Origin of the sequence: Pseudomonas sp. 58 R 12, from assembly GCF_900005865.1 — a bacterium.
In the GTDB taxonomy this organism is placed as follows: domain Bacteria; phylum Pseudomonadota; class Gammaproteobacteria; order Pseudomonadales; family Pseudomonadaceae; genus Aquipseudomonas; species Aquipseudomonas tritici.
Window position 1 is genome coordinate 57,505 of the sequence record NZ_CVTP01000001.1, and the last position, 21,849, is coordinate 79,353.

General features: G+C 61.0%; 19 protein-coding genes. 11 read left to right on the plus strand and 8 right to left on the minus strand.

Translation table 11 applies throughout. From position 1 onward, the window contains the following. Positions 1-85 precede the first annotated feature (85 nt). From BFP95_RS00240 to BFP95_RS00290, 11 genes are all read left to right on the plus strand, one after another. Entirely contained in the window at positions 86-367 is a 282-nt protein-coding gene (locus BFP95_RS00240; protein ID WP_010210937.1) for a peptidylprolyl isomerase, read from the plus strand. 130 nt (positions 368-497) lie between these two features. Then, positions 498-2,357 carry an extracellular solute-binding protein gene (locus tag BFP95_RS00245; RefSeq protein ID WP_065908867.1) on the plus strand — a complete coding sequence of 620 codons (1,860 nt, stop codon included), beginning with the start codon at positions 498-500 and terminating at the stop codon, positions 2,355-2,357. Further along, positions 2,357-3,418 carry a microcin C ABC transporter permease YejB gene (locus BFP95_RS00250; RefSeq protein ID WP_065880686.1) on the plus strand — a complete coding sequence of 354 codons (1,062 nt, stop codon included), beginning with the start codon at positions 2,357-2,359 and terminating at the stop codon, positions 3,416-3,418. The genes BFP95_RS00245 and BFP95_RS00250 overlap by 1 nt, the downstream gene beginning before the upstream one ends. Next, positions 3,418-4,440 (plus strand): ABC transporter permease, encoded by a 1,023-nt coding sequence (locus BFP95_RS00255; protein ID WP_065908870.1) that lies wholly within the window; start codon positions 3,418-3,420, stop codon positions 4,438-4,440. The genes BFP95_RS00250 and BFP95_RS00255 overlap by 1 nt, the downstream gene beginning before the upstream one ends. 10 nt (positions 4,441-4,450) lie before the next feature. Next, the gene (locus BFP95_RS00260; protein WP_065908872.1) at positions 4,451-6,022 is read left to right on the plus strand and encodes an ABC transporter ATP-binding protein; all 1,572 of its coding nucleotides are present in this window, start codon (positions 4,451-4,453) and stop codon (positions 6,020-6,022) included. 101 nt (positions 6,023-6,123) lie between these two features. Beyond that, positions 6,124-7,533 carry a sigma-54 interaction domain-containing protein gene (locus BFP95_RS00265; protein ID WP_065908912.1) on the plus strand — a complete coding sequence of 470 codons (1,410 nt, stop codon included), beginning with the start codon at positions 6,124-6,126 and terminating at the stop codon, positions 7,531-7,533. A 286-nt stretch (positions 7,534-7,819) separates the two neighbouring features. Beyond that, positions 7,820-9,211, plus strand: coding sequence for a GntP family permease (locus BFP95_RS00270; RefSeq protein ID WP_065908875.1), 1,392 nt, complete (start codon positions 7,820-7,822; stop codon positions 9,209-9,211). Between the two features lie 7 nt (positions 9,212-9,218). After that, the gene (locus BFP95_RS00275) at positions 9,219-9,992 is read left to right on the plus strand and encodes a 3-hydroxybutyrate dehydrogenase (RefSeq protein ID WP_065880684.1); all 774 of its coding nucleotides are present in this window, start codon (positions 9,219-9,221) and stop codon (positions 9,990-9,992) included. 168 nt (positions 9,993-10,160) lie between these two features. Next, positions 10,161-12,119: an acetoacetate--CoA ligase gene (locus tag BFP95_RS00280; protein WP_065872025.1), complete on the plus strand. Its 1,959-nt coding sequence runs from the start codon at positions 10,161-10,163 to the stop codon at positions 12,117-12,119. 138 nt (positions 12,120-12,257) lie between these two features. Continuing rightward, positions 12,258-14,753, plus strand: coding sequence for a PAS domain-containing protein (locus BFP95_RS00285; protein ID WP_065908877.1), 2,496 nt, complete (start codon positions 12,258-12,260; stop codon positions 14,751-14,753). A gap of 43 nt (positions 14,754-14,796) precedes the next feature. Further along, the gene (locus BFP95_RS00290) at positions 14,797-15,072 is read left to right on the plus strand and encodes a peptidylprolyl isomerase (RefSeq protein WP_003174397.1); all 276 of its coding nucleotides are present in this window, start codon (positions 14,797-14,799) and stop codon (positions 15,070-15,072) included. 120 nt (positions 15,073-15,192) lie between these two features. On the opposite strand, the gene BFP95_RS00295 is transcribed toward BFP95_RS00290, so the two are convergent. From BFP95_RS00295 to BFP95_RS00330, 8 genes are all read right to left on the minus strand, one after another. After that, the gene (locus BFP95_RS00295; protein ID WP_065908879.1) at positions 15,193-16,098 is read right to left on the minus strand and encodes a sugar kinase; all 906 of its coding nucleotides are present in this window, start codon (positions 16,096-16,098) and stop codon (positions 15,193-15,195) included. Between the two features lie 116 nt (positions 16,099-16,214). Further along, complete coding sequence (locus BFP95_RS00300; RefSeq protein WP_065872028.1) at positions 16,215-17,423, minus strand: amino acid deaminase; 1,209 nt, start codon at positions 17,421-17,423, stop codon at positions 16,215-16,217. 10 nt (positions 17,424-17,433) lie between these two features. Next, positions 17,434-18,198 carry an IclR family transcriptional regulator gene (locus tag BFP95_RS00305; protein WP_065908881.1) on the minus strand — a complete coding sequence of 255 codons (765 nt, stop codon included), beginning with the start codon at positions 18,196-18,198 and terminating at the stop codon, positions 17,434-17,436. Between the two features lie 169 nt (positions 18,199-18,367). Further along, entirely contained in the window at positions 18,368-18,757 is a 390-nt protein-coding gene (locus BFP95_RS00310; RefSeq protein ID WP_010210958.1) for a RidA family protein, read from the minus strand. Positions 18,758-18,773: 16 nt separating this feature from the next. Then, positions 18,774-19,556, minus strand: a complete 783-nt coding sequence (locus tag BFP95_RS00315) for an amino acid ABC transporter ATP-binding protein (RefSeq protein ID WP_065908885.1) — start codon at positions 19,554-19,556, stop codon at positions 18,774-18,776. Then, positions 19,553-20,215, minus strand: a complete 663-nt coding sequence (locus tag BFP95_RS00320; protein ID WP_065872031.1) for an amino acid ABC transporter permease — start codon at positions 20,213-20,215, stop codon at positions 19,553-19,555. Before BFP95_RS00320 ends, BFP95_RS00315 begins: the two co-directional genes overlap by 4 nt. An 11-nt stretch (positions 20,216-20,226) precedes the next feature. After that, the gene (locus tag BFP95_RS00325; RefSeq protein WP_065908887.1) at positions 20,227-20,889 is read right to left on the minus strand and encodes an amino acid ABC transporter permease; all 663 of its coding nucleotides are present in this window, start codon (positions 20,887-20,889) and stop codon (positions 20,227-20,229) included. Between the two features lie 52 nt (positions 20,890-20,941). Next, positions 20,942-21,790: a transporter substrate-binding domain-containing protein gene (locus BFP95_RS00330; RefSeq protein WP_065908896.1), complete on the minus strand. Its 849-nt coding sequence runs from the start codon at positions 21,788-21,790 to the stop codon at positions 20,942-20,944. Positions 21,791-21,849: the final 59 nt, after the last annotated feature.

Genomic DNA, 21,849 nt, shown 5'->3' on the forward strand with positions numbered 1-21,849 from the left:
GCACCCGAAACCCAGTGGAACTTTGCCAGGAAATAACCGCCTGAATCCGGTACGCTCACCCTTTTTACTCAAGGAGTTACTTCCCATGGCCAAAGCCACCGCCCGTCACATCCTCGTTTCCACTGAAGACAAGTGCAACGAACTCAAGGCCCAAATCGAAGGCGGCGCCGATTTCGCAGAAATCGCCAAAGCCAACTCCAGCTGCCCGTCCAGCCGCGACGGCGGCAACCTGGGCTCGTTCGGTCCAGGCCAGATGGTAAAAGAGTTCGACACTGTCGTATTCAGCGCCCCGGTCAACACCGTGCAAGGCCCGGTGAAAACCCAGTTCGGCTACCACCTGCTGGAAGTCACCAGCCGCCAGGACTGATCCAGTCTGCGCTGATGCTATAAACAACGGCCCGCCTTTTGGTGGGCCGTTGTGCATGTGATGACTGGCGACGCTGATGCCGTTAGCGTACAAATCCTTTTTCTACTTCACACGGCGTTCAAGGCTGACAATGCGATTGGCTTTTTCCTACCTGTTTAGCTCGACCCTGGCCCTGCTGCTGGCCAGCACCGCCGTGATTGCGGCGCCCCAACCTTACCTGACGGTATACGGCGAACCGGCCAAGTACCCCGCCGGCTTTAGCCATTTCGACTACGCCAACCCGAATGCCCCCAAGGGCGGCAGCCTGCGCCGCTCGGCCATTGAGATCGGGCGTTTCGACCATGTGCTGCCGTATATCGACAAGGGCATCGGCGTTTCCCAGGTCGACGGCTGGCTATACGCGCCCCTCGCCCAGCGCTCCCTGGATGAGCCCTATACGGTCTACGGCCTGGTCGCCGAAAAAATGGAACGCGCCGAGGACGGCCTGTCGCTGCGCTTTTTCCTCAACCCCAAGGCACGTTTTGCCGACGGCAAGCCGATCACCGCCGAAGACGTGCGCTACAGCTTCGACCTGTTGATGACCCAGGGCAGCCTGCGTTTTCGCACGCTGTTCGCCGACGTCAAGCACGTCGAAGTCGAAGGCGAGCGCCAGGTGCGTTTTGACTTCTCCAGCAATGAAAACCGCACCCTGCCCCTGGACATTGCCACCCTGCCCGTCTTCCCCGAGCACTGGTGGAAAACCCGTGATTTCGCCAATGGTGGCGGTTACGAGGCCCCACTGGGCAGCGGTCCGTACACGATCACCAAGATCGACTCCGGCAGCACCATCACCTTTACCCGCGACCCGAATTGGTGGGGCAAGGACTTGCCTGTCAGCCGCGGCCTGTACAACTTCGATCACTTGAGCCTGGAATATTTCGGTGACACCGAAGTGGCCCGCCAGGTCTTGCGCGGCGGCGCCTACGATTTCAACCGCGAATTTTCCGCCACCGGTTATTCCATCGGCTACAACGGCCCGGCCCTCGATGATGGCCGCCTGCAACGCGCTCATTTGGCCAAGCAGATGCCGCAAGCGGCCCAGGGTTATGTGTTCAACGTGCAAAAGCCGATGTTCAAGGACCGCCGCGTGCGCCAGGCGCTCGCGATGCTGTGGGACTTCGAATGGGCCAATCGGCAGATGATGCGCAACATGTACATCCGCCAGCAGAGCTTCTTCTCTAATAGCCCGCTGGCTGCCAGTCAGTTACCCAGCAAAGAAGAGCTGGCGATTCTTGAGCCCTTGCGCGGCCAGATTCCCGACGAGGTCTTCACCCAGGTCTTCAAGGCACCGGTGACCGATGGCAGCGGCATGATCCGCGACAAGCAGTTGCAAGCCCTGGCCTTGCTGGAAGAAGCCGGCTGGAAACCTGAAGGCGATAAACTGGTGAACGCCGAGGGCGAGCCGCTGGAGTTCACCTTCCTCAATACGCAGAACGGCCTCGAGCGTCTGCTGCTGCCGTACAAACGCAACCTGGCCCAGATCGGCATCACCTTGAATATCCGCCGTATCGACTCCTCGCAGTATGTAAACCGAATCATGACGCGAGATTACGACATGATCGTAATCGGCTTCCCGGTTACCACGTCGCCAGGCATGGAGCTGTACAACTACTTCGGCTCGGCGGCGGCCTATGACCCCGGCGCCAATAACTACATGGTGCTCAAGGACCCGGCCGTCGACACCTTGATCAAGGGCCTGGTCAAGGCCGACACCCAGGCGCAGATGCTCACCTACGCCCACGCGCTGGACCGGGTACTGCAATGGAATTACCTGTGGATCCCCAACTACTACCCACCGGGCACTTCGGCCGCGTGGTGGAACCGCTTCGGTCGCCCGGCCATCGAGGCGAAGAACGACGAAGCCCTGGAAACCTGGTGGGAAATCAGCCCCACGCCACTGACGAATGAACAAATGACAGCCGAGTTGAAAAAACGCGGAGGTGCGCGCTGATGTTTGCCTATATCGTGCGGCGCTTGTTGCTGATCATCCCGACGCTGGTGATCATCCTGCTGGTGAATTTCGTGATCGTACAGGCCGCCCCCGGCGGTCCGGTTGAGCAAGCCATCGCCAACCTGCAAGGCATCGGCGGCGGTAGCGTCGGCGGGTCATCCGGCGAAGGCATCAGCAGCGGTTCCCGCGCCAGTCGTGGCCTGGACCCTAAGTTGATCAAGGACATCGAAAAACAATACGGTTTCGACAAGCCCGCGCCGGAACGCCTGTGGCTGATGCTCAAGAGCTATGCCCAGTTGGATTTTGGTAACAGCTTCTTTCGCGGCAAGACGGTGATCGACCTGATCCTGGAAAAAATGCCCGTGACCATTTCACTTGGTTTATGGGCAACGCTGATCACCTACCTGGTGTCGATCCCCCTGGGCATTCGCAAGGCCGTGCGCCACGGCAGCAGCTTCGATGTGTGGAGCAGCACCGCGATCGTCATCGGCTATGCCATGCCAGCGTTCTTGTTTGCGATGTTCCTGATCGTGGTTTTTGCCGGCGGCACCTCGCTGAACTGGTTCCCGGTGCGCGGGCTGGTCTCGGAAAACTTCGAAGCACTGAGCACCGTGGGCAAGATCGCCGACTATTTCTGGCACCTGGTATTGCCGGTAACGTCGTTGGTGATTGGCGGTTTCGCCACGCTGACGATCCTCACCAAAAACTCGTTCCTCAATGAAATCACGCGTCAGTACGTGGTTACCGCACGCGCCAAAGGTTTGAGCGAAAGACGCGTGCTGTACGGTCATGTATTCCGCAACGCCATGTTGCTGGTGATCTCGGGCATTCCCCAGGCGTTTATCAGTGTGTTCTTCGCCGGTTCCTTGCTGATCGAAGTGATCTTCTCCCTCGACGGCCTGGGCCGCATGAGTTACGAAGCCGCCGTATCGCGGGACTATCCGGTGGTATTCGGCTCGTTGTTTATCTTCACGTTGTTCGGCCTCTTGATAAAACTGATCGGTGACCTCTGCTACACCTTGGTGGACCCGCGTATCGACTTCGCCGCGAGGAACGCCTGATGCTTAATTTGTCTCCCGTTGCCCGTCGGCGTTTCGAGCGGTTCAAGAAGAACCGTCGCGGCTGGTGGTCGCTGTGGCTGTTTATCGGCCTGTTTATCCTGACCCTCGGCGGCGAGTTGATCGCCAATGACAAGCCTTTGGTGCTGAGCTTCAAGAACGAGCTGTATTTCCCGGTATTCAAGCGTTACACCGAGCAGCAATTCGGCGGCCAGCTGCCGTTCCAGGCCGACTATCGCAGCGATTACGTGCAAAAGCTGATCAAGCAGGACGGCGGCTGGATGCTGTTCCCGCCGATCCCGTTCAGCGACGACACGCCCAACTACGAACTGACCCGCCCTGCCCCCAGCCCCCCTTCAACGGTGAACTGGCTGGGCACCGACGACCAGTCGCAGGATGTGTTGGCGCGGGTGATCTTTGGCGCACGGGTGTCGATCCTGTTTGCCTTGGCGCTCACGGCGATCAGCGCCGCCATCGGCATTGCGGCGGGTGCCTTGCAGGGCTATTACGGCGGCTGGGTGGATTTGATTGGCCAGCGCGTTCTGGAGGTGTGGTCCGGGCTGCCGGTGCTGTACCTGCTGATCATCCTGTCCGGCTTTGTCGAGCCGAATTTCTGGTGGCTGCTGGGGATCATGGCGCTGTTTTCCTGGCTGGCCCTGGTGGATGTGGTGCGCGCCGAGTTCCTGCGCGGGCGCAACCTGGAATACGTCAAGGCCGCACGAGCATTGGGGTTGGGTGACGGCAAGATCATTCGCCGGCATATCCTGCCCAACGCGATGACCGCGACGTTGAGCTACCTGCCGTTTATCTTGACGGGGGCGATTTCGACCTTGAGCGCCCTGGACTTCCTGGGCTTTGGCATGCCGGCAGGCAGCGCCTCGCTGGGCGAACTGATCGCCCAGGGTAAACAGAACCTGCAAGCGCCGTGGCTGGGCCTGACGGCGTTTTTCACCTTGGCGCTGATCCTGTCGCTGCTGGTATTTATCGGCGAGGCATTGCGTGATGCCTTCGACCCCCGTTCATGAGTGCTCCCGTATGAACTTGATCGAAATCCGCGACCTCAGCGTCGCGTTCACTGGCCAGACCGTGGTGCGCAACCTGAGCCTGGATGTGCGCCCCGGCGAATGCCTGGCGCTGGTGGGCGAGTCGGGCTCGGGCAAGTCGGTGACGGCCCATTCGATCCTGCAATTGCTGCCCGAAGCCGGTACGCAAACCACAGGTTCGGTGAAGTATCGAGGCCAGGAATTGATCGGTGCCTCAGCGGCTACCCTGCAAAAGCTGCGCGGCAACCGCATTGCGATGGTCTTCCAGGAGCCGATGACCTCCCTCAACCCCCTGCACAGCATCGAAAAGCAGATCGGCGAAACCCTGCTGCTGCACAAGGGCCTGGGCGGCAAGGCGGCGCAGGCGCGCATCCTCGAATTGCTTGAGCTGGTGGGCATCCAGAAACCCCAGGAGCGGCTCAAGGCCTACCCGCACCAACTCTCCGGTGGCCAACGCCAGCGGGTGATGATCGCCATGGCCCTGGCCTGCGAGCCGGAGTTGCTGATCGCCGACGAACCCACCACCGCCCTGGACGTGACCGTGCAGCGCAAGATCCTGCTGCTGCTCAAGTCCTTGCAGCAACGCCTGGGCATGTCGCTCCTGCTGATCAGCCATGACCTCAACCTGGTGCGCAGCATTGCCCAACGCGTGTGCGTAATGCGCGCCGGGGAGATTGTCGAACAGGCCGACTGCCAGACCCTGTTCAATTCGCCTCAGCACCCTTACAGCCGCCTGCTGCTGGATGCTGAACCGGCCGGTGATGCGCTGTGCAGCGATGAGCGCGAGACGGTGTTGCAGGTCGACGACCTGAGCGTGCAATTCCCGCTGAGCAGCGGCCTGTTTCGGCGCAAAACCTATCTGCGTGCGGTGGATGGCATCAGCCTCAGCGTGCAGCGCGGCAAGACCCTGGGGATCGTCGGCGAGTCTGGCTCGGGTAAATCCACCTTGGGCCAGGCGATCCTGCGTTTGCTCGACTCCAGCGGCAGCATCCGCTTCCAGGGTGCAGCCCTCGACCCGCTGAATAACCAGCAAATGCGCCCATGGCGCAAGCAGATGCAGGTGGTGTTCCAGGACCCTTACGGCAGCCTCAGCCCGCGCATGACCGTGGAGCAGATCATCAGCGAAGGCCTGGAAGTGCACGCGCCGTGCAGCCTGGCCGATCGCGATGCACAGGTGGTTCAGGTGCTCAAGGACGTGGGCCTTGACCCTGCCAGCCGGCACCGTTATCCGCATGAGTTTTCTGGCGGTCAGCGCCAACGTATCGCCATCGCCCGCGCCCTGGTGCTCAAGCCGGCGCTGATGCTGCTGGACGAACCCACCTCGGCCCTCGATCGTACGGTGCAGAAACAAGTGGTGGCACTGCTGCGTGAACTGCAAGAGAAATACGGCCTGACTTACCTGTTTATCAGCCATGACCTGGCGGTGGTGCGCGCCATGGCCCACGACATGATCGTGATCAAGGACGGCAAGGTGGTGGAGGCCGGCGCGAGCCACCAGGTGTTTGATTCGCCGCAGCATGCCTATACCAAAGAGCTTTTAGCCGCGGCGCACATTCCCCTGTAGGCGCTGGCTGCCTGCGATAGCGATCTGAAGGGCGCCATCGCAGGCAAGCCAGCTCCCACAGGACCGCGATCCTATCTATATTTTGTGTGGGTGGCATGAGCATGAACATCACCGATAACCTCAAGGATTACCAACAGGTTCGCGGCCTGGCCATCCAGTCGCTGTTCGAGATTATCGAGCAGTCCAGCGAGGGCACGGTGATTGTCGACCGCGACGCCAATATTGTCTGGATGAACGAGCGTTACGCCAAGCGTTTCGGCCTGAAAAGCGCCGATGAAGCCATCGGCCAGCCCTGCGAACAGGTGATTTCCAACAGCCTGCTGCGCCAGGTGGTGCGCAATGATCAGCCGATCCTGCTGGATATCCAGGACACGCCCAAAGGCCCGCTGGTGGTGATGCGCCTGCCGATCCACAACGACGCAGGCGCGGTGATCGGGGCGATTGGTTTTGCCTTGTTTGATGAGCTGCGCAACCTGTCGCCATTGATCGAACGTTACCTGAGCATGCAACAGGAGCTGGCCTCCACCCGCTCATTGCTGCGTTCGCGCCAGAGCAAATACAACTTCGCGCACTTCATCGGCACCAGCGCCGCCAGCCTTGAAGTGAAACGCCGGGCGCGGCGCAGTGCGAGTGCCGAATCGCCGGTATTGTTACTGGGGGAAACCGGCACGGGTAAGGAGTTGCTCGCCCAGGCGATTCACGGCGCCTCCACGCGGGCGCACAAGGCCTTTGTCAGCGTCAACAGCGCGGCGATTCCCGCAGACCTGTTGGAAGCCGAGTTCTTCGGCACCGCACCGGGCGCGTTTACCGGTGCTGACCGCAAGGGCCGTCCCGGTAAATTCCAGATCGCCCAAGGCGGCACGCTGTTCCTCGACGAGATCGGGGACATGCCCCTGCCGCTGCAAAGCAAATTGCTGCGGGTATTGCAGGAAAAAGAATTTGAGCCAGTAGGCTCCAACGAGATGCTGCACAGCGATGTGCGGGTAATAGCCGCCACGTCGATGGACCTGGAAGCGGCAATCAAGCGCGGTGAGTTTCGTGCGGACCTGTATTACCGGCTGAATGTGCTCCCAATCCAGGTGCCGCCGTTGCGTGAGCGGTTGGAGGATATCCCGGCGTTGAGTGAGGCGATCCTTGAGGAACTGCGCAGCCAGCATGAACTGGATCATGAAGCGTTGGCGTTGCTGGCGCAGCATGCGTGGCCGGGGAATATCCGTGAGCTGCGTAACGTGCTGGAGCGCGCGGCGTTGTTGAGTGATGACTTGGTGTTGGATGCCCGGGAAATTCGTGCGGCGATTGGTACGTTCACCCCGGTGCAGCGTGGCAGTACGGTGGTGCCGGTCGAGGGGGAGAGTTTTAGTGTGGCGCGGGAGCGATTTGATCGGCAGGTAATCGGGGCGGCGTTGGAGGCGTGTGAGGGGAATGTGGTGGAGGCGGCGAAGCGGCTGGGGCTTGGGCGGTCGACGTTGTATAAGAAAATGGTGGCGCTGGGGATCAGCGAGTCTCAATAAAGAGACACCGATCTACATATAAAGACATTACACTGTGGGAGCGGGCTTGCTCGCGAATGCGGTGTACCAGTAAAGAATCCTTTGACTGACACACCGCATTCGCGAGCAAGCCCGCTCCCACATTGGATCTTCATCTGTCTCAAAATAGAGACTCAGTTCAAGATCGCCATCAAAAAAACATGAATTATCTATATATTTCAATCAGTTAAAATCTTGGCACACATCTCGCTATAGGCCTCCTCCAAAGCCTCACCCCACAAAAATAACAATCCGATGGAGACACACCATGAGTGTGATCATTGCCCTGGCAGCCCTGGCGCTGCTGATGCTGGCTGCCTACCGTGGCTATAGCGTTATCCTGTTCGCCCCCATCGCCGCGCTCGGCGCTGTCCTGCTCACCGACCCGTCCGCCGTCGCCCCTGCCTTTACCGGGGTGTTCATGGAGAAAATGGTGGGCTTTATCAAACTGTATTTCCCGGTGTTCCTGCTCGGTGCGGTGTTTGGCAAGCTGATCGAGTTGTCGGGCTTCTCGCGCTCTATTGTCGCCGCCGCGATCCGTTTGCTCGGCACGCGCCAGGCGATGCTGGTGATCGTATTGGTCTGCGCCCTGCTCACCTATGGCGGCGTGTCGCTGTTCGTGGTGGTGTTTGCGGTGTACCCGTTTGCGGCGGAGATGTTTCGCCAGAGCAATATTCCCAAGCGGCTGATCCCGGCAACCATCGCCCTCGGTGCGTTTTCGTTCACCATGGACGCCCTGCCCGGCACGCCGCAGATCCAGAACATCATCCCCAGTACTTTCTTCAACACCACCGCCTGGGCCGCGCCGTGGCTGGGGTTGATCGGCACAATCTTCGTGTTCTGCGCCGGCATGCTCTACCTGGCGCGTCAGCGCAACAAAGCCCAGCGCGCGGGCGAAGGCTATGGCGCCGAGCTGCGCAACGAGCCCGAAACCGCTGAAAACCTGACCCTGCCCAACCCATGGATCGCGCTGTCGCCGCTGATTCTGGTGGGGGTGATGAACCTGTTGTTCACCCACTGGATCCCGCAGTGGTACGGCAAGACCCACAGCCTCAGCCTGCCGGGCATGAGCACACCGGTCACCACCGACATCGCCAAGCTGACCGCAATCTGGGCGGTGCAGGCGGCGTTGCTGGTGGGCATCATCATGGTGCTGGTGTTTGGCTGGAAGGCGATCAAAAGCAAGCTGGCCGAAGGCAGTAAAAGTGCGGTCAGCGGTGCGCTGCTGGCGGCGATGAACACCGCCTCGGAATACGGTTTTGGCGCGGTGATTGCTTCGTTGCCAGGCTTTTTGGTACTGGCAGACTGGCTCAAAGGCATTCCCAACCCGCTGGTCAACGAAGCAATTACCGTGACCCTGCTGGCCGGTATCACCGGCTCCGCGTCGGGCGGCATGAGCATTGCCTTGGCGGCCATGTCCGAGAGCTTTATTTCGGCGGCCCATGCGGCCAATATCCCCCTTGAAGTGCTGCACCGGGTGGCTGCCATGGCCAGCGGCGGCATGGACACCCTGCCCCACAACGGCGCGGTGATCACGCTGTTGGCGGTGACTGGCCTGACCCACCGCGAAGCCTACAAGGACATTTTCGGCATCACGATCATCAAGACCCTCGCGGTGTTCGTGGTGATCGGTACTTTCTACGCCACCGGCATTGTGTGAGGTTTTCATGACGACATTGAACGGCAAGACCGCCCTGGTCACCGGCTCCACCAGCGGCATCGGTCTGGGTATCGCGTTGAGCCTGGCAAAGGCCGGGGCCAATCTGATCCTCAACGGCTTTGGCGACGCCAGCGCGGTGATCGCGCAAGTGCAAGCGTTTGGCGGCAAGGTCGGCCATCACCCGGCGGACGTCAGCGACCCGGCGCAGATCGCCGACATGATCGCCTACGCCGAGCGTGAATTCGGCGGCGTGGATATCCTAGTGAATAACGCCGGCATCCAGCACGTCGCGGCGGTGGAAGACTTCCCGGCTGAGCGCTGGGACTCGATCATCGCGATCAACCTGTCCTCGGTGTTCCACAGCACGCGCTTGAGCTTGCCAGGCATGAAAGCCAAGGGCTGGGGGCGTATCGTCAATATCGCGTCGGTGCATGGGCAAGTCGGTTCGGTGGGCAAGGCGGCGTATGTAGCGGCCAAACATGGCGTGATCGGGCTGACCAAAGTGGTCGGCCTGGAGACCGCGACCAGTAACGTCACGTGCAACGCCATCTGCCCAGGCTGGGTGCTGACGCCGCTGGTGCAGAAGCAGATTGATGATCGCGCCGCCAATGGCATCGACCCGCAGCAGGCGCAGCATGATTTGTTGGCGGAGAAGCAGCCGTCACTGGAGTTTGTCACGCCGCCGCAGCTGGGTGAGTTGGTGCTGTTTTTGTGCAGCGAGGCGGGTAGCCAGGTGCGCGGTGCGGCGTGGAATATCGACGGCGGTTGGCTGGCACAGTAGACCCCCATCGTGCACACACAGGAGATCTAAATGTGGGAGCGGGCTTGCTCGCGAATGCGGTGGGTCAGTAACAAATTTCTGGCTGACACACCGCATTCGCGAGCAAGCCCGCTCCCACATTGGGTCGATTTTGCTGGATAGATTTGTAGAAGAATAAGAGACTTGCGTATGTCCGACATCCTCTGGCAACCCTCCCCAGCACGCATCGCCAAGACGCGCATGGACCAGTTCCGCCGCTACATCAACGAACGCTACAGCGTGGAGCTCAGCGACTACCCGGCGTTGCACCAGTGGAGCATCGACCAGCGCCCGGATTTCTGGAGGGCGATCGTGGCGTTCTTCGACGTGCAATTTCGCAGCCCGCCCACGGCGGTGCTGATCGAAGACACCGAGATGCCCAGCGCCCACTGGTTTCCCGGCGCCACCCTGAATTTTGCCGAGCACCTGCTGCGCCGCCGCGACGATCACCCGGCGGTGGTCGCCATCAGCGAAGATGGCCAGCGCGAGCAATTGACCTACGCCGAACTGGCCGCCCACGTGGCCGGCCTGCAAAAAAGCCTGCGCGCTGCCGGCGTCACCCAGGGCGACCGGGTTGCCGCGTGCATGCCCAACACTTGGCAAACCCTGGTGGGCATGCTCGCGACCACCAGCCTGGGCGCGATCTGGTCGTGCTCATCGCCCGACTTTGGCACCCAGGGCGTCATCGACCGTTTCGGCCAGATCGAACCCAAAGTGCTGATCACCTGCGCCGGTTACCGCTATGCCGGTAAGGACATCGACCAGACCGCCAAGCTCAATGAAATCCTCGAGCGCCTGCCGTCCCTGGAACAGTTGATCATCGTGCCTTATGCACGGCCCCAGGCGCGAGTCGAGGACTACCGCACCCACGCCAGCATCACCCTGTGGCAGGACTTCTACCAAGCCGGTGGCGAGCCGGAATTCGTCGCCGTGCCGTTCGATCATCCGCTGTACATCCTCTATTCCAGCGGCACCACCGGCATCCCTAAATGCATCATCCATGGGACCGGCGGCGTGCTGCTCACCCACCTCAAGGAACACGGCCTGCACGCCGACCTGTCGCGCGAGGACTGCCTGTTCTACTACACCACCTGCGGCTGGATGATGTGGAACTGGCTGGTGTCGGTGCTGGCCATCGGCGCTACGGCGGTGCTGTATGACGGTTCGCCTTTTCATCCAGGCCCCGAGCGGCTGATCGACCTGATCGACGCGGAAAAGATCAGCGTGTTCGGCACCAGCCCCAAGTTTCTCGCCACGCTGGAAAAGTCCGGCCTGCAACCGCGCCTGACCCACGACCTGGGCAGCCTCAAAGGCCTGATTTCAACGGGTTCACCCTTGTCACCGCAGAGCTACGACTACGTGTATCGCGAGATCAAGGGCGAGTTGTGCCTGTCCTCCATGTCCGGCGGCACCGATATCGTCTCCTGCTTTGTGATCGGCAACCCAGTGTTGCCGGTGCGGCGCGGCGAAATGCAGTGCAAGAGCCTGGCAATGGCCATTGAGGTGTGGAACGACCAGGGCCAGCCACTGATCGGCGAAAAAGGCGAACTGGTGTGCACCCGGCATTTCCCGGCCATGCCGATCGGCCTGTGGAACGACCCGGAGCGCCAGAAACTGCGCGCCTCGTATTTCAGCCAGTTCCCCGGCGTATGGGCCCAGGGTGACTACGCCGAACAGCGGCCCAATGGCAGCCTGTTGATTCACGGGCGTTCCGACGCCGTGCTCAACCCGGGCGGCGTACGCATCGGCACGGCAGAGATCTACCGCCAGGTGGAAAAAGTCCCACAGGTGCTGGAAAGCCTGGCGATTGGTCAACGCTGGCAGGACGACGTTCGTGTGGTGCTGTTCGTGCGCCTCAACGACGGTGTCGAACTGAACGCAGCCCTGGAGCAACACATTCGCCAGGTCATCCGCGCCAACACCACACCCCGCCATGTACCGGCGAAGATCCTCGCTGTCACCGATATCCCCCGCACCATCAGCGGAAAGATCGTCGAATTGGCGGTGCGCAATGTGGTGCACGGCGAGCCCGTGAAGAATACCGACGCCCTGGCGAACCCGCAGGCGCTGGAGCAGTTTCGCGATCGCCCTGAACTGGCTGAAGGATGAAAGGTTTCAGCCTTGGCGCACGGTTTTGAAGACAAACCCCGAATGCATGCTATTTTTCGGGGGTAGTCACTCATTCCCAAGTCACGGGATAATGGGTGTTGTCATCTTTCAAAGCGTTACGCTCAGGGCTTTTACATCATGAAGGGAACATCCACCGGTAGCGAAGCCGCCGCTTTAATTGCGCGGCTGGACTGGGCGCAAAGCCCACTCGGTGAGGCCAATGATTGGCCACAAAGCCTGCGCACTGCCGTGGATATCGTCGTGCACTCGCCGATGCCGATGCTGCTGCTGTGGGGCAGCCAACTCACGCAACTCTATAACGACGGCTTCGCGCTGCTGGCGGGTAACAAACACCCCGACGCCATGGGCAAGCCCGCGCACCAGACCTGGCCGGAGCTGGAAAGCTTTGCCGCGCCGGTCTACGACGCAGTGCTCAGCGGCGAGGTGCGCACGTTCAGCGAGCAGCGCTTCGTGCTGCAACGCAATAATCGCGACACCGAGATCTGGCTGGACCTGACCTACAGCCCGGTCCGCGATGAAAGCGCCAAGGTGGCTGGCATCCTGGTCACCGCCATCGAAACCAACGAACGCCGCCGGGCCCAGCACAACACTGAACAACGCCTGCAACTCGCCTTGGCGGCCACTGACGCCGTAGGCACCTGGGACTGGGATATCGGCGAAGACCGCTTTATTGCCGACGCGCATTTCGCCTACCTGCACGGCGTCGCCCCCAGCGATGCAGGCCTGCTGCCGATCAGCGACTACTTGCAAGGCGTGCACCCCGAAGACCGCGGCACGGTGACGCGCAGCATCAAGCATTGCATCACCTTCGGCACCGAATACGCTGAGGAATACCGCCTGCTGCAGGCCGACGGCAACGTGCGCTGGGTGTTTGCCCGGGGCCGTTGCTACAAGGACCATCAAGGCCGCCCGGCGCGGTTCCTCGGCGCCGCATTGGACCTCACCGAACGCAAGCACACCGAGCAAGCCCTGCGCCAAAGCCAGACAGAGTTGCAGCTGATCATCAACGCCATGCCGGTGCTGATCGGCTATGTCGACCACGAACAGCGTTTCCGCCTGAACAACAGTGCGTACCTGGAGTGGTACGGCAGGACGCCCCAGGAGCTGTACGGCAAGACCATCCGCGAAGTGCTCGGCGACGAGGTGTATGCCGGGCGGGCGGACAAGATTGCCGCCGCGCTCGAGGGCAAGGCCTGCAGTTTCATGACCGTCACACCGCACCGCGACGGCCGGCCGCGGCATGCCTTAATGAAGTACCTGCCGCGCTTCAGCAATGACGGTTCGGTGAATGGTTTCTACATCTTTGTGATCGATGAGACCGAACGCAAACTCACCGAAGAAGCCCTGCGCCACCTCAACGAAAACCTCGAGGAACGCGTGGCCCAGCGCACCCAGGCGCTGGCCGAGGCCAACCAGCGCCTGCAAAACGAAATGTACGAGCGCGAGCGCGCCGAAGACGCCCTGCGCCATGCGCAGAAAATGGAAGCGGTCGGCCAACTCACCGGCGGTATCGCCCATGACTTCAACAACATGCTCACCGGCATCATCGGCAGCCTGGACCTGATGCAGCGCTATATCGCCGCCGGGCGCAGTGATGAGATCGGGCGTTTTACCGATGCCGCCGTGTCGTCCGCCCATCGTGCTGCCGCCCTCACCCATCGCTTGCTGGCGTTCTCACGCCGCCAGTCGCTGGATCGACGCCCGCTGAACCCAAACCAATTGGTGACGTCTCTGGAAGATTTGTTCCGGCGTACCAAGGGCGCGCATATCGCGCTCAAGGTGCAACTCGGCCACGACATCTGGCCGGTGAACACCGATGCCAGCCAACTGGAAAACGCCTTGCTCAACCTGGTAATCAACGCCCGCGATGCCATGCCCGATGGCGGTGAAATCCTGATTGAAACCGCCAACAGTTACCTGGACGGCACCGACATCACCACCCTTGAACCGGTCAAGGCTGGCGACTACGTGATGCTGGGCGTGTGCGACAACGGCACGGGCATGGCGCCGAAGATCCTGGCCAAGGCGTTCGACCCATTCTTCACCACTAAACCCATCGGCCAGGGCACCGGCCTGGGGCTGTCGATGATCTACGGGTTCGCCCAGCAGTCCGGCGGCCACGTGACCATTCAAAGCGAACCGGGCCACGGCACGTGTGTGCGCCTGTACCTGCCGCGCCTGTACGGTACGTCGCTGGAAAGCAGCCAGCCGCCGCACCTAAGCGAACCCCCGTTGGCGCTGGAGGGTGAGGCGGTGGTGGTGGTCGAGGACGACCCGGCGGTGCGCATGCTGGTGGTCAATGTGCTCGATGAGCTGGGCTACACCGCGCACCAGGCGGCGGACGCACGGGCGGCACTGCCGCTGCTGGAGTCGGACCTGCGCGTGGATTTGCTGGTCACCGATGTCGGCCTGCCGGGCATGAACGGCCGGCAGTTGGCGGAAATTGCCCGTCAGCAGCGGCCCGGTCTCAAGGTCCTGTTCATGACCGGGTACGCCGAGAAAGCCGCTGAGCGCCAGGGCTTTCTGGAAGACGGCATGGACATGGTTGCCAAACCGTTTTCCATCGACCTGCTGGCCACGAAAATCCGCAGCATGATCAGCGTGGACGAATGAGTTCAGGCATAATCGCGCGCCGTCGCACACCTGGTAGAGATCAATGAAAGCCCAAGCCCGTCATATCCTGGTGAAAACCAGCGAAGAAGCCGAACAACTCAAGCAACGCATTGCCAAGGGCGAGGCGTTTGACGTGCTGGCCAAGAAGTACTCCACCTGCCCGTCTGGCAAGCGTGGTGGAGATCTGGGTGAAGTGCGGCCTGGGCAGATGGTCGGGGCGATTGATGCGGTGATTTTCAAGAAGCCCGTGAAGGTGGTTCACGGGCCGATCAAGAGTAAGTTTGGGTATCACTTGGTGCAGGTGTTTTACCGGGATTGAGGGGTTGGCTTTAGACCGCTTTCGCGAGCAAGCCCGCCCCCACATTCGACTGCATTCTTTCAGTTAAAACGCTGTCAACTGTGGGAGGGGGCTTGCTCCCGAACCGCCGCAGGCGGCCATTCACCTGGGAATCAAAGCCCCCGACACCTGGATAACCCGGCTCGCCAACCGATGCCCAGCCAAAGCAGCCTCCTCGGGTGACCCACCCTTGAGCCGACCAGCCAAATACGCCGCACTGAACGAATCCCCCGCCGCCGTCGTATCCACGACCTTCTCCACCTTCAGCGCCGGCACGGCAAAGCGCTCCCCGGCACAACGGATCAAACACGCATCCGCCCCGCGCTTGAGCACCACCTCAGCAATTCCCGGATACGCCGCGAACACCTGCTCACTGTCGGCATAACCAAACAGCGCGCGCTCGTCATCCTCGGTCAACAAGGCAATATCCACCTCGGCCAACACCTGGTGATACGCCGCCCGTGCCGCCTCGACACTGGCCCACAAGCGCGGTCGGTAGTTGTTGTCGAACACCACCTTGCCCCCGCGTCGACGGGTTTCGATCAGGGTTTGCAGCAAACGCTCACGGCCGAGTTCACCCAGTACCGCCAGGGTAATGCCGCTGAAATACACCACGTCGTAGTCCGGCAAGGCGGCCAGGATCGGCTCGGCCGCAGGCGTGGTGAAGCACTCGCGCACGGCGGCTTCGTTACGCCAATAGAGGAATTTACGCTCGCCATTGGCATCGGTCTGGATGCAATACAAACCTGGCAAACGCCCGGGCAGGCGCTGGACCCTGCCCAGGCCCAGGCCTTCTTGCGCCCACTGTTGGCACATGGCGTCACTGAAGCTGTCATCGCCCAGTGCGGTGACGTAGTCGACGTGAGCGGTGTCGCCCAGCTCGCGGCGCAGGTAGACCGCCGCGTTCAGGGTGTCGCCGCCGAAGCTTTGGTGCAGGCTGCCGTCGGCGCGGTGTTGCAGTTCGATCATGCATTCGCCGATGAGGGCGATGTGGGGTTCGGGGGTCATGGCGGGTTCTCGGGTGTTGTTCAGGGCCCCATCGCAGGCAAGCCAGCGCCCACATTTGAAGGTATTCACAATTCAAAATGTGGGAGCTGGCTTGCCTGCGATGGCCGCAACTCGGTCTAAAAGCAAGTACGCAAAGACTCAATCACCTGCAACTGCTCATCCACCAGACAACCCACTTGCCACTTGTCAAAGGTCAGGCACGGGTGCGAAGTGCCGAACGAGATAATGTCGCCAATACGCAACTCCACCCCCGGCGCCACGGTCATGAATGCGTGCTGGTCCATCACCGCCGTGACCTTGCACGCCCCCACGTCATCACCTTCCGCCGGCAGGATACCGGCCTTGTAGCGCTTGAGTGGCACCGGCAAACCGGCGTCATAGGCGACGTCACGCTTGCCCAGGGCGATCACCGCAAAACCCGGCTCGGGCATCGATTGCACATGCGCCCAAACTTCCAGCGCCGGGCGCAGGCCTTCGCTGAGGTCGCTGCGACGGTCGAGCACGCAGCATTGCGCCTCTTTGTAGATGCCGTGGTCGTGGGCCACATAGCTGCCCGGGCGCAACACGCTGAGGAAGCGGCCGGCGGCGTTTTGCGCCTCGAACGACTCGGCGATCAAGTCGTACCAGGCCGACCCCGACGCGGTGACGATGGGCTTGGGCAGGTCGAAAGAGCCGTTGTTCTGCAGGTCCACCGCCAAGCGCACCAGGCTGGCGGCGAACTCACGGATGCCGCTGATGGCGTGCTCGCCATGGATCACACCTTCATAGCCTTCGATACCGGTAAGGGCCAGGGCGGGCTGGGCCTTGATCGCCTTGGCCAGATCACGGACCTCCTGCTCGCTGCGGCAACCGCAACGCCCACCGACCACGCCGTACTCGATCATCACGTTGAGGCGCAAACCACGAGCGGCGAAAAACAGGCCCAGGTCAGCGACGTTGTCCGGGTGGTCGACCATGCAGTGGAAGTCGAAATCCTTGTCGGCCAACAGGTCGGCGATCAACGCCATGTTTGGCGCGCCCACCAGTTGGTTGGCCATCAACACACGGCGCACACCGCCGGCGTAGGCAGCACGGACCTGTACAGCGTTGGCCAGGGTGATGCCCCAAGCACCCGCTGCGATCTGGCGCTGGAACAGTGCCGGCATCATGCTGGTCTTGCCATGGGGCGCGAGTTCGGCGCCGCTCTTGCTGACGAAGTCCTGCATCCAGCGGATGTTGTGTTCCAGGGCGTCACGGTGCAGCACCAAGGCTGGCAAGCTGACGTCGCGGACCAGGTGGGCACCGACGGCGGCGGCGCCCTTTTCAACGGCATTGATGGCAGACATGGGAAAACTCCTATTCGTTGATGCGCCGGGCCAGGTTGTTGGCGCTGTCGATCAACACCCGGCGATAGTCGTTGTAGTTTTTGACCGCATCGGCGCGCGGGGCGACGATGCACAGGGTCGCAATGCTGATGCCTTGGGCGTCGCGCACCGGGGCGGCAAAACAATGGGTAAAGGTGTCGGCCACACTGTCGAAGGAAAAGAAGCCATCGAGGGTGGCCTGACGGATTTGCGCCAGGAAGGTCTCCAGCGGCAAGCGCTGGCCATCCGGCAGGATGAAGTCGTCGGGATCGATCAGGTCGATGATCTGCTGGTCGCTCAAATGCCCCAGCAGCAGGCGTCCGGAGGCGGTCCAGGGGATCGGTGCGTTTTCGCCGATGTCCGAGGAAATCCGAAAATGCCGCTCACCTTCGCGCATCAGCGCCACCGTGTATTTGCGCCCGTTGAGCAGGCACATCTGCGCGGTTTCGTGGGTCAGGCTGACGATCTCCTGCAAGGCGTGGTCGGCCTCGCGGGTCAGGTCGAAATGGCGCAGGTGCGCCTGGCCAAGAAAGTACAGTTGGCGGCCGAGGTAGACGTGACCGTCCTTGCCCACCGTTTCCAAGATGCGTCGTTCAAGCAGGGACGCGACCAATTCGTAGACGGTGGATTTGGGGCTGCCAATGCCGCTGGCAATATCATTCGGGCGCAGGGGCTGGCCGATTTCCTTGAGGAAGTCGAGGATATCGAATGCACGGTCCAGGCCTTTGGCGCGGCGTTTGATGGTGTCTTCGGTCATGGCGGTTTTCGGTCCGGTCAAAATGTTGCTATCAACACATATCCCCTGTGGGAGCGGGCTTGCTCGCGAATGCGGTGGATCAGTTATAGATGCATTTACTGACACACCGCTTTCGCGAGCAAGCCCGCTCCCACATTTGATCTCGGGTGGTCTCAAGAGTGGGGGGCATTTAGCCTTTTTTCTTGTAGGCCACGCAATCAATCTCGACCTTGCAATCGACCATCATGTTCGCCTGCACACAGGCACGTGCCGGGGCGTGTTCCGGGGTGAAGTATTCGCCGAATACCTTGTTGAAACTCCAGAAGTCCCGGGGGTCTTCCAGCCATACGCCGACGCGCACGACATCTTTGAGTTCGTAGCCGGCTTCTTCGAGGATCGCCACCACGTTGCGCATCGTCTGGCGGGTTTGCTCGATGATCCCGCCGGTGATGATTTCGCCGTCCACCGCAGGCACTTGGCCTGAGACGTACAGCCAACCGTCCGCTTCCACCGCGCGGGCGAAAGGACGTGGCTGGCCACCACCGGCTGTGCTGCCGGCACCGTAACGAGTGATGCTCATAAAAATAGGCTCCTGATTAAAAACGAATGTTCTTGAGAAATTCCGCCAGGCGCGGCGATTGCGGACGTTCGAAAATATCCTTCGAGGTACCCTGCTCTTCAATGCGGCCCTGGTTCATGAAAACGATTTTGTCCGAGACTTCATAGGCAAAACGCATCTCGTGGGTAACCAACAACATGGTCATGCCCTCTTCCGCCAGGCCCTTGATCACGCTGAGCACTTCGCCCACCAACTCGGGGTCGAGGGCCGAGGTGACTTCGTCGAACAGCATCAGGCTCGGGTTCATGGCAATCGCACGGGCAATCGCCACACGCTGTTGCTGGCCACCGGAAAGCTGGCCGGGGAAGTGGTTGCGACGCTCTAGAAGTCCCACGCGATCCAGCCATTTTTCCGCCAGCGCGATGGCTTCGTCCTTGCCCATTTTCTTGACCTTGAGCAGGCCGAGGGTAACGTTCTGCAACGCCGTCAAATGTGGGAAAAGGTTGAATTGCTGGAACGCCATGCCGGTCATCGCACGGTGCTGGGCGATCACCCGTTCAGGATGACGCACGCGCTTGCCGGCAATCTCGCTGTAACCGATAGACTCGCCATCCAGGGTGATCTGGCCGCCCTGGAACTCTTCGAGCAGGTTGACGCAGCGCAACAGCGTGGTCTTGCCCGAGCCGCTGGAGCCGATCAAGGTCACCACATTGCCGCGCTGCATGGACAGGTCGACGCCCTTGAGCACTTCGACTTCGCCGTATTGTTTACGCAGGCCGCGGATATTCAGCAGCGGTTGGGTTGTTTGAGGTTGGTTCATGGCAAGGCCACCCGCTTTTCAATGTAGCGCCCGAATAATTCGATGGCGTAGTTGATGACAAAAAACAGAAAACCGGCGAACAGGTAGAACTCCAGGGTCATGAAAGTGCGTGCGATCACTTGCTGGGTGCTCAGCAGCAGCTCGGCCACGCCGATTACCGAGAGCAAGGTCGAGGCCTTGACGATTTCCGTCGAGGAGTTGACCCAGGTCGGCAGAATCTGGCGCAACGCTTGGGGCAACAGCACGTAGGCCAGGGACTGGTAGAACGTCAGGCCAATCGCCCTGCCCGCTTCCAGTTGCCCACGGGGAATGGCTTGCAGCGCGCCGCGCACGATTTCCGAGACGTGGGAGCCGCAGAACAACGTCAGCCCGACCGCACCGGCCTGAAACGCGCTGATTTGCCAGCCGAGCGCCGGCAGCATGTAGAAACACGCCAGCACCAGTACAAATACCGGTGTGCCACGGATCAAGTCGACATACAGACGAAACGGCGCACGCATCCAGAATTTGCCGTAGGTGAGGATCAACCCGGCGACAATGCCGATCAGGGTGCCAAAGATAATGGCCAACGCCGAGACATACACGCTGGCCTGGAAGCCCGCCCAGAGCGTCTCCCGGGCGATCCACAACTCATGCAGCCAGCTTGGGGATTCGTACATGGAAACCTCGCTTAACGACGGATCGCCAGGCGCTGTTCCAGGTAGCGGAGCAGCATGGCGATGAGGTAACAGGCAGTCACGTAGAGCGCAGTCGTGACCATCCAGGTTTCAATCACCCGATAGCTTTCGACGTTGATCTTGCGGGCGTAATAGGTCAGCTCCGGCACCGCGATGGCGGCGGCGAGCGAGGTGTCCTTGAACAGCGAAATGAAGTTGTTCGACAGCGCAGGCAGCACGTTGCGCAGCATCACCGGCACGGTGATGTAGGCGCGGATACGCCATTCACCCAAACCGATCGCCAACCCGGCTTCACGCAAGCCCTTGGGAATATTCAACAGCCCGGCGCGGAACACCTCGGTCAGATAGGCACCGGCGTAAAGCGACAAGGTGATGATGAACGAGGGGATCTTGTCCAGGCGGATGCCCAGGCTGGGCAAGGCGAAGTAGATCAACAGGATCAGTACCAGGATCGGTGTATTGCGCACCACCGTCACATACACCGAGGCGAAGATTCGCAGCGCACGGTGCCTGGACAGCATGGCAAACGCCATCAGCAGGCCGATCACGCAGCCGATGGCGATCGACAGCAATGCCAGTTCCAGGCCCAGGCCGAGCCCCAACAGCAAGGTGTCGAAATCGCGCCAGACGGCGGCAAAGTTCAACTGATAGTTCATGGTCGACAGTACCTGAATGGGGCGCCGTTCGCGGCGCCCCGGCTTTCACGAATTACTTGAACTCAACCGGGAAACCGATCGCCGGCTCCGGCAGATCAACGCCGAACCACTGCTTGAACGAGGCCTTGTAGGTGGGGAATTCCACACCGGTCATGGCTTCATGCAGCGCGGTGTTGACGAAGTTCAGCCAATCCTGGTCGCCACGCTTGACGGCGCACGCGTAGGTCTGCGGGCTCCAGGCGTAGGCCGGGCTGCGGTAGCGGCCGGGGTTCTGCACCATCAGGTATTTGACCGAGGACTGGTCGGTGGCGGCGGCGTCGGCGCGGCCGGAGTTCACGGCCTGGTACATCAGGTCGACGCTGTCGTACTGGTCGACCTTGGCCTTGGGCAGGGCCTGATGCACCAGCTGTTCGGCGTACACGTTTTGCAGCACCGCCACGGTCACGCCATCGCCGCCTGCCTGCAGGTCTTCAATCTCTTTGTACTTGCTGTTGTTCGGCAGCAGCAGGCCCACACCTTCGCGGTAGTACGGCAGGGTAAACGCGACTTGCTGCGCGCGGCTGGCAGTGACGGTAATGAACTGGCAACTCATGTCGACCTTGTCGGTCAGCAGGTTGGGAATGCGTGCGTCGGACGACTGCACCACAAACTCGACCTTGCTCGGGTCGTTGAATAAACCCTTGGCCACAATGCGGCCGATGTCGATATCAAACCCCTGCAACTTGCCATCCGCTCCCTGGAAGTGCCACGGCGCATTGGTACTGCCTGTACCCACGATCAGGTGCCCACGCTTGAGCACGTTATCGAGCTTGCTGTCCGCCGCTTGCACGAGGCTGGCGAGGGAAGCCGATGCGGCGAAGAGAAAAACACACGCTTTAAACACGGAAGGTCGGTGATGCATGACAAGCACTCCAGGAGTTGTGTATTCCGCTATACCGGAACTTAGTATGTAACAACGGA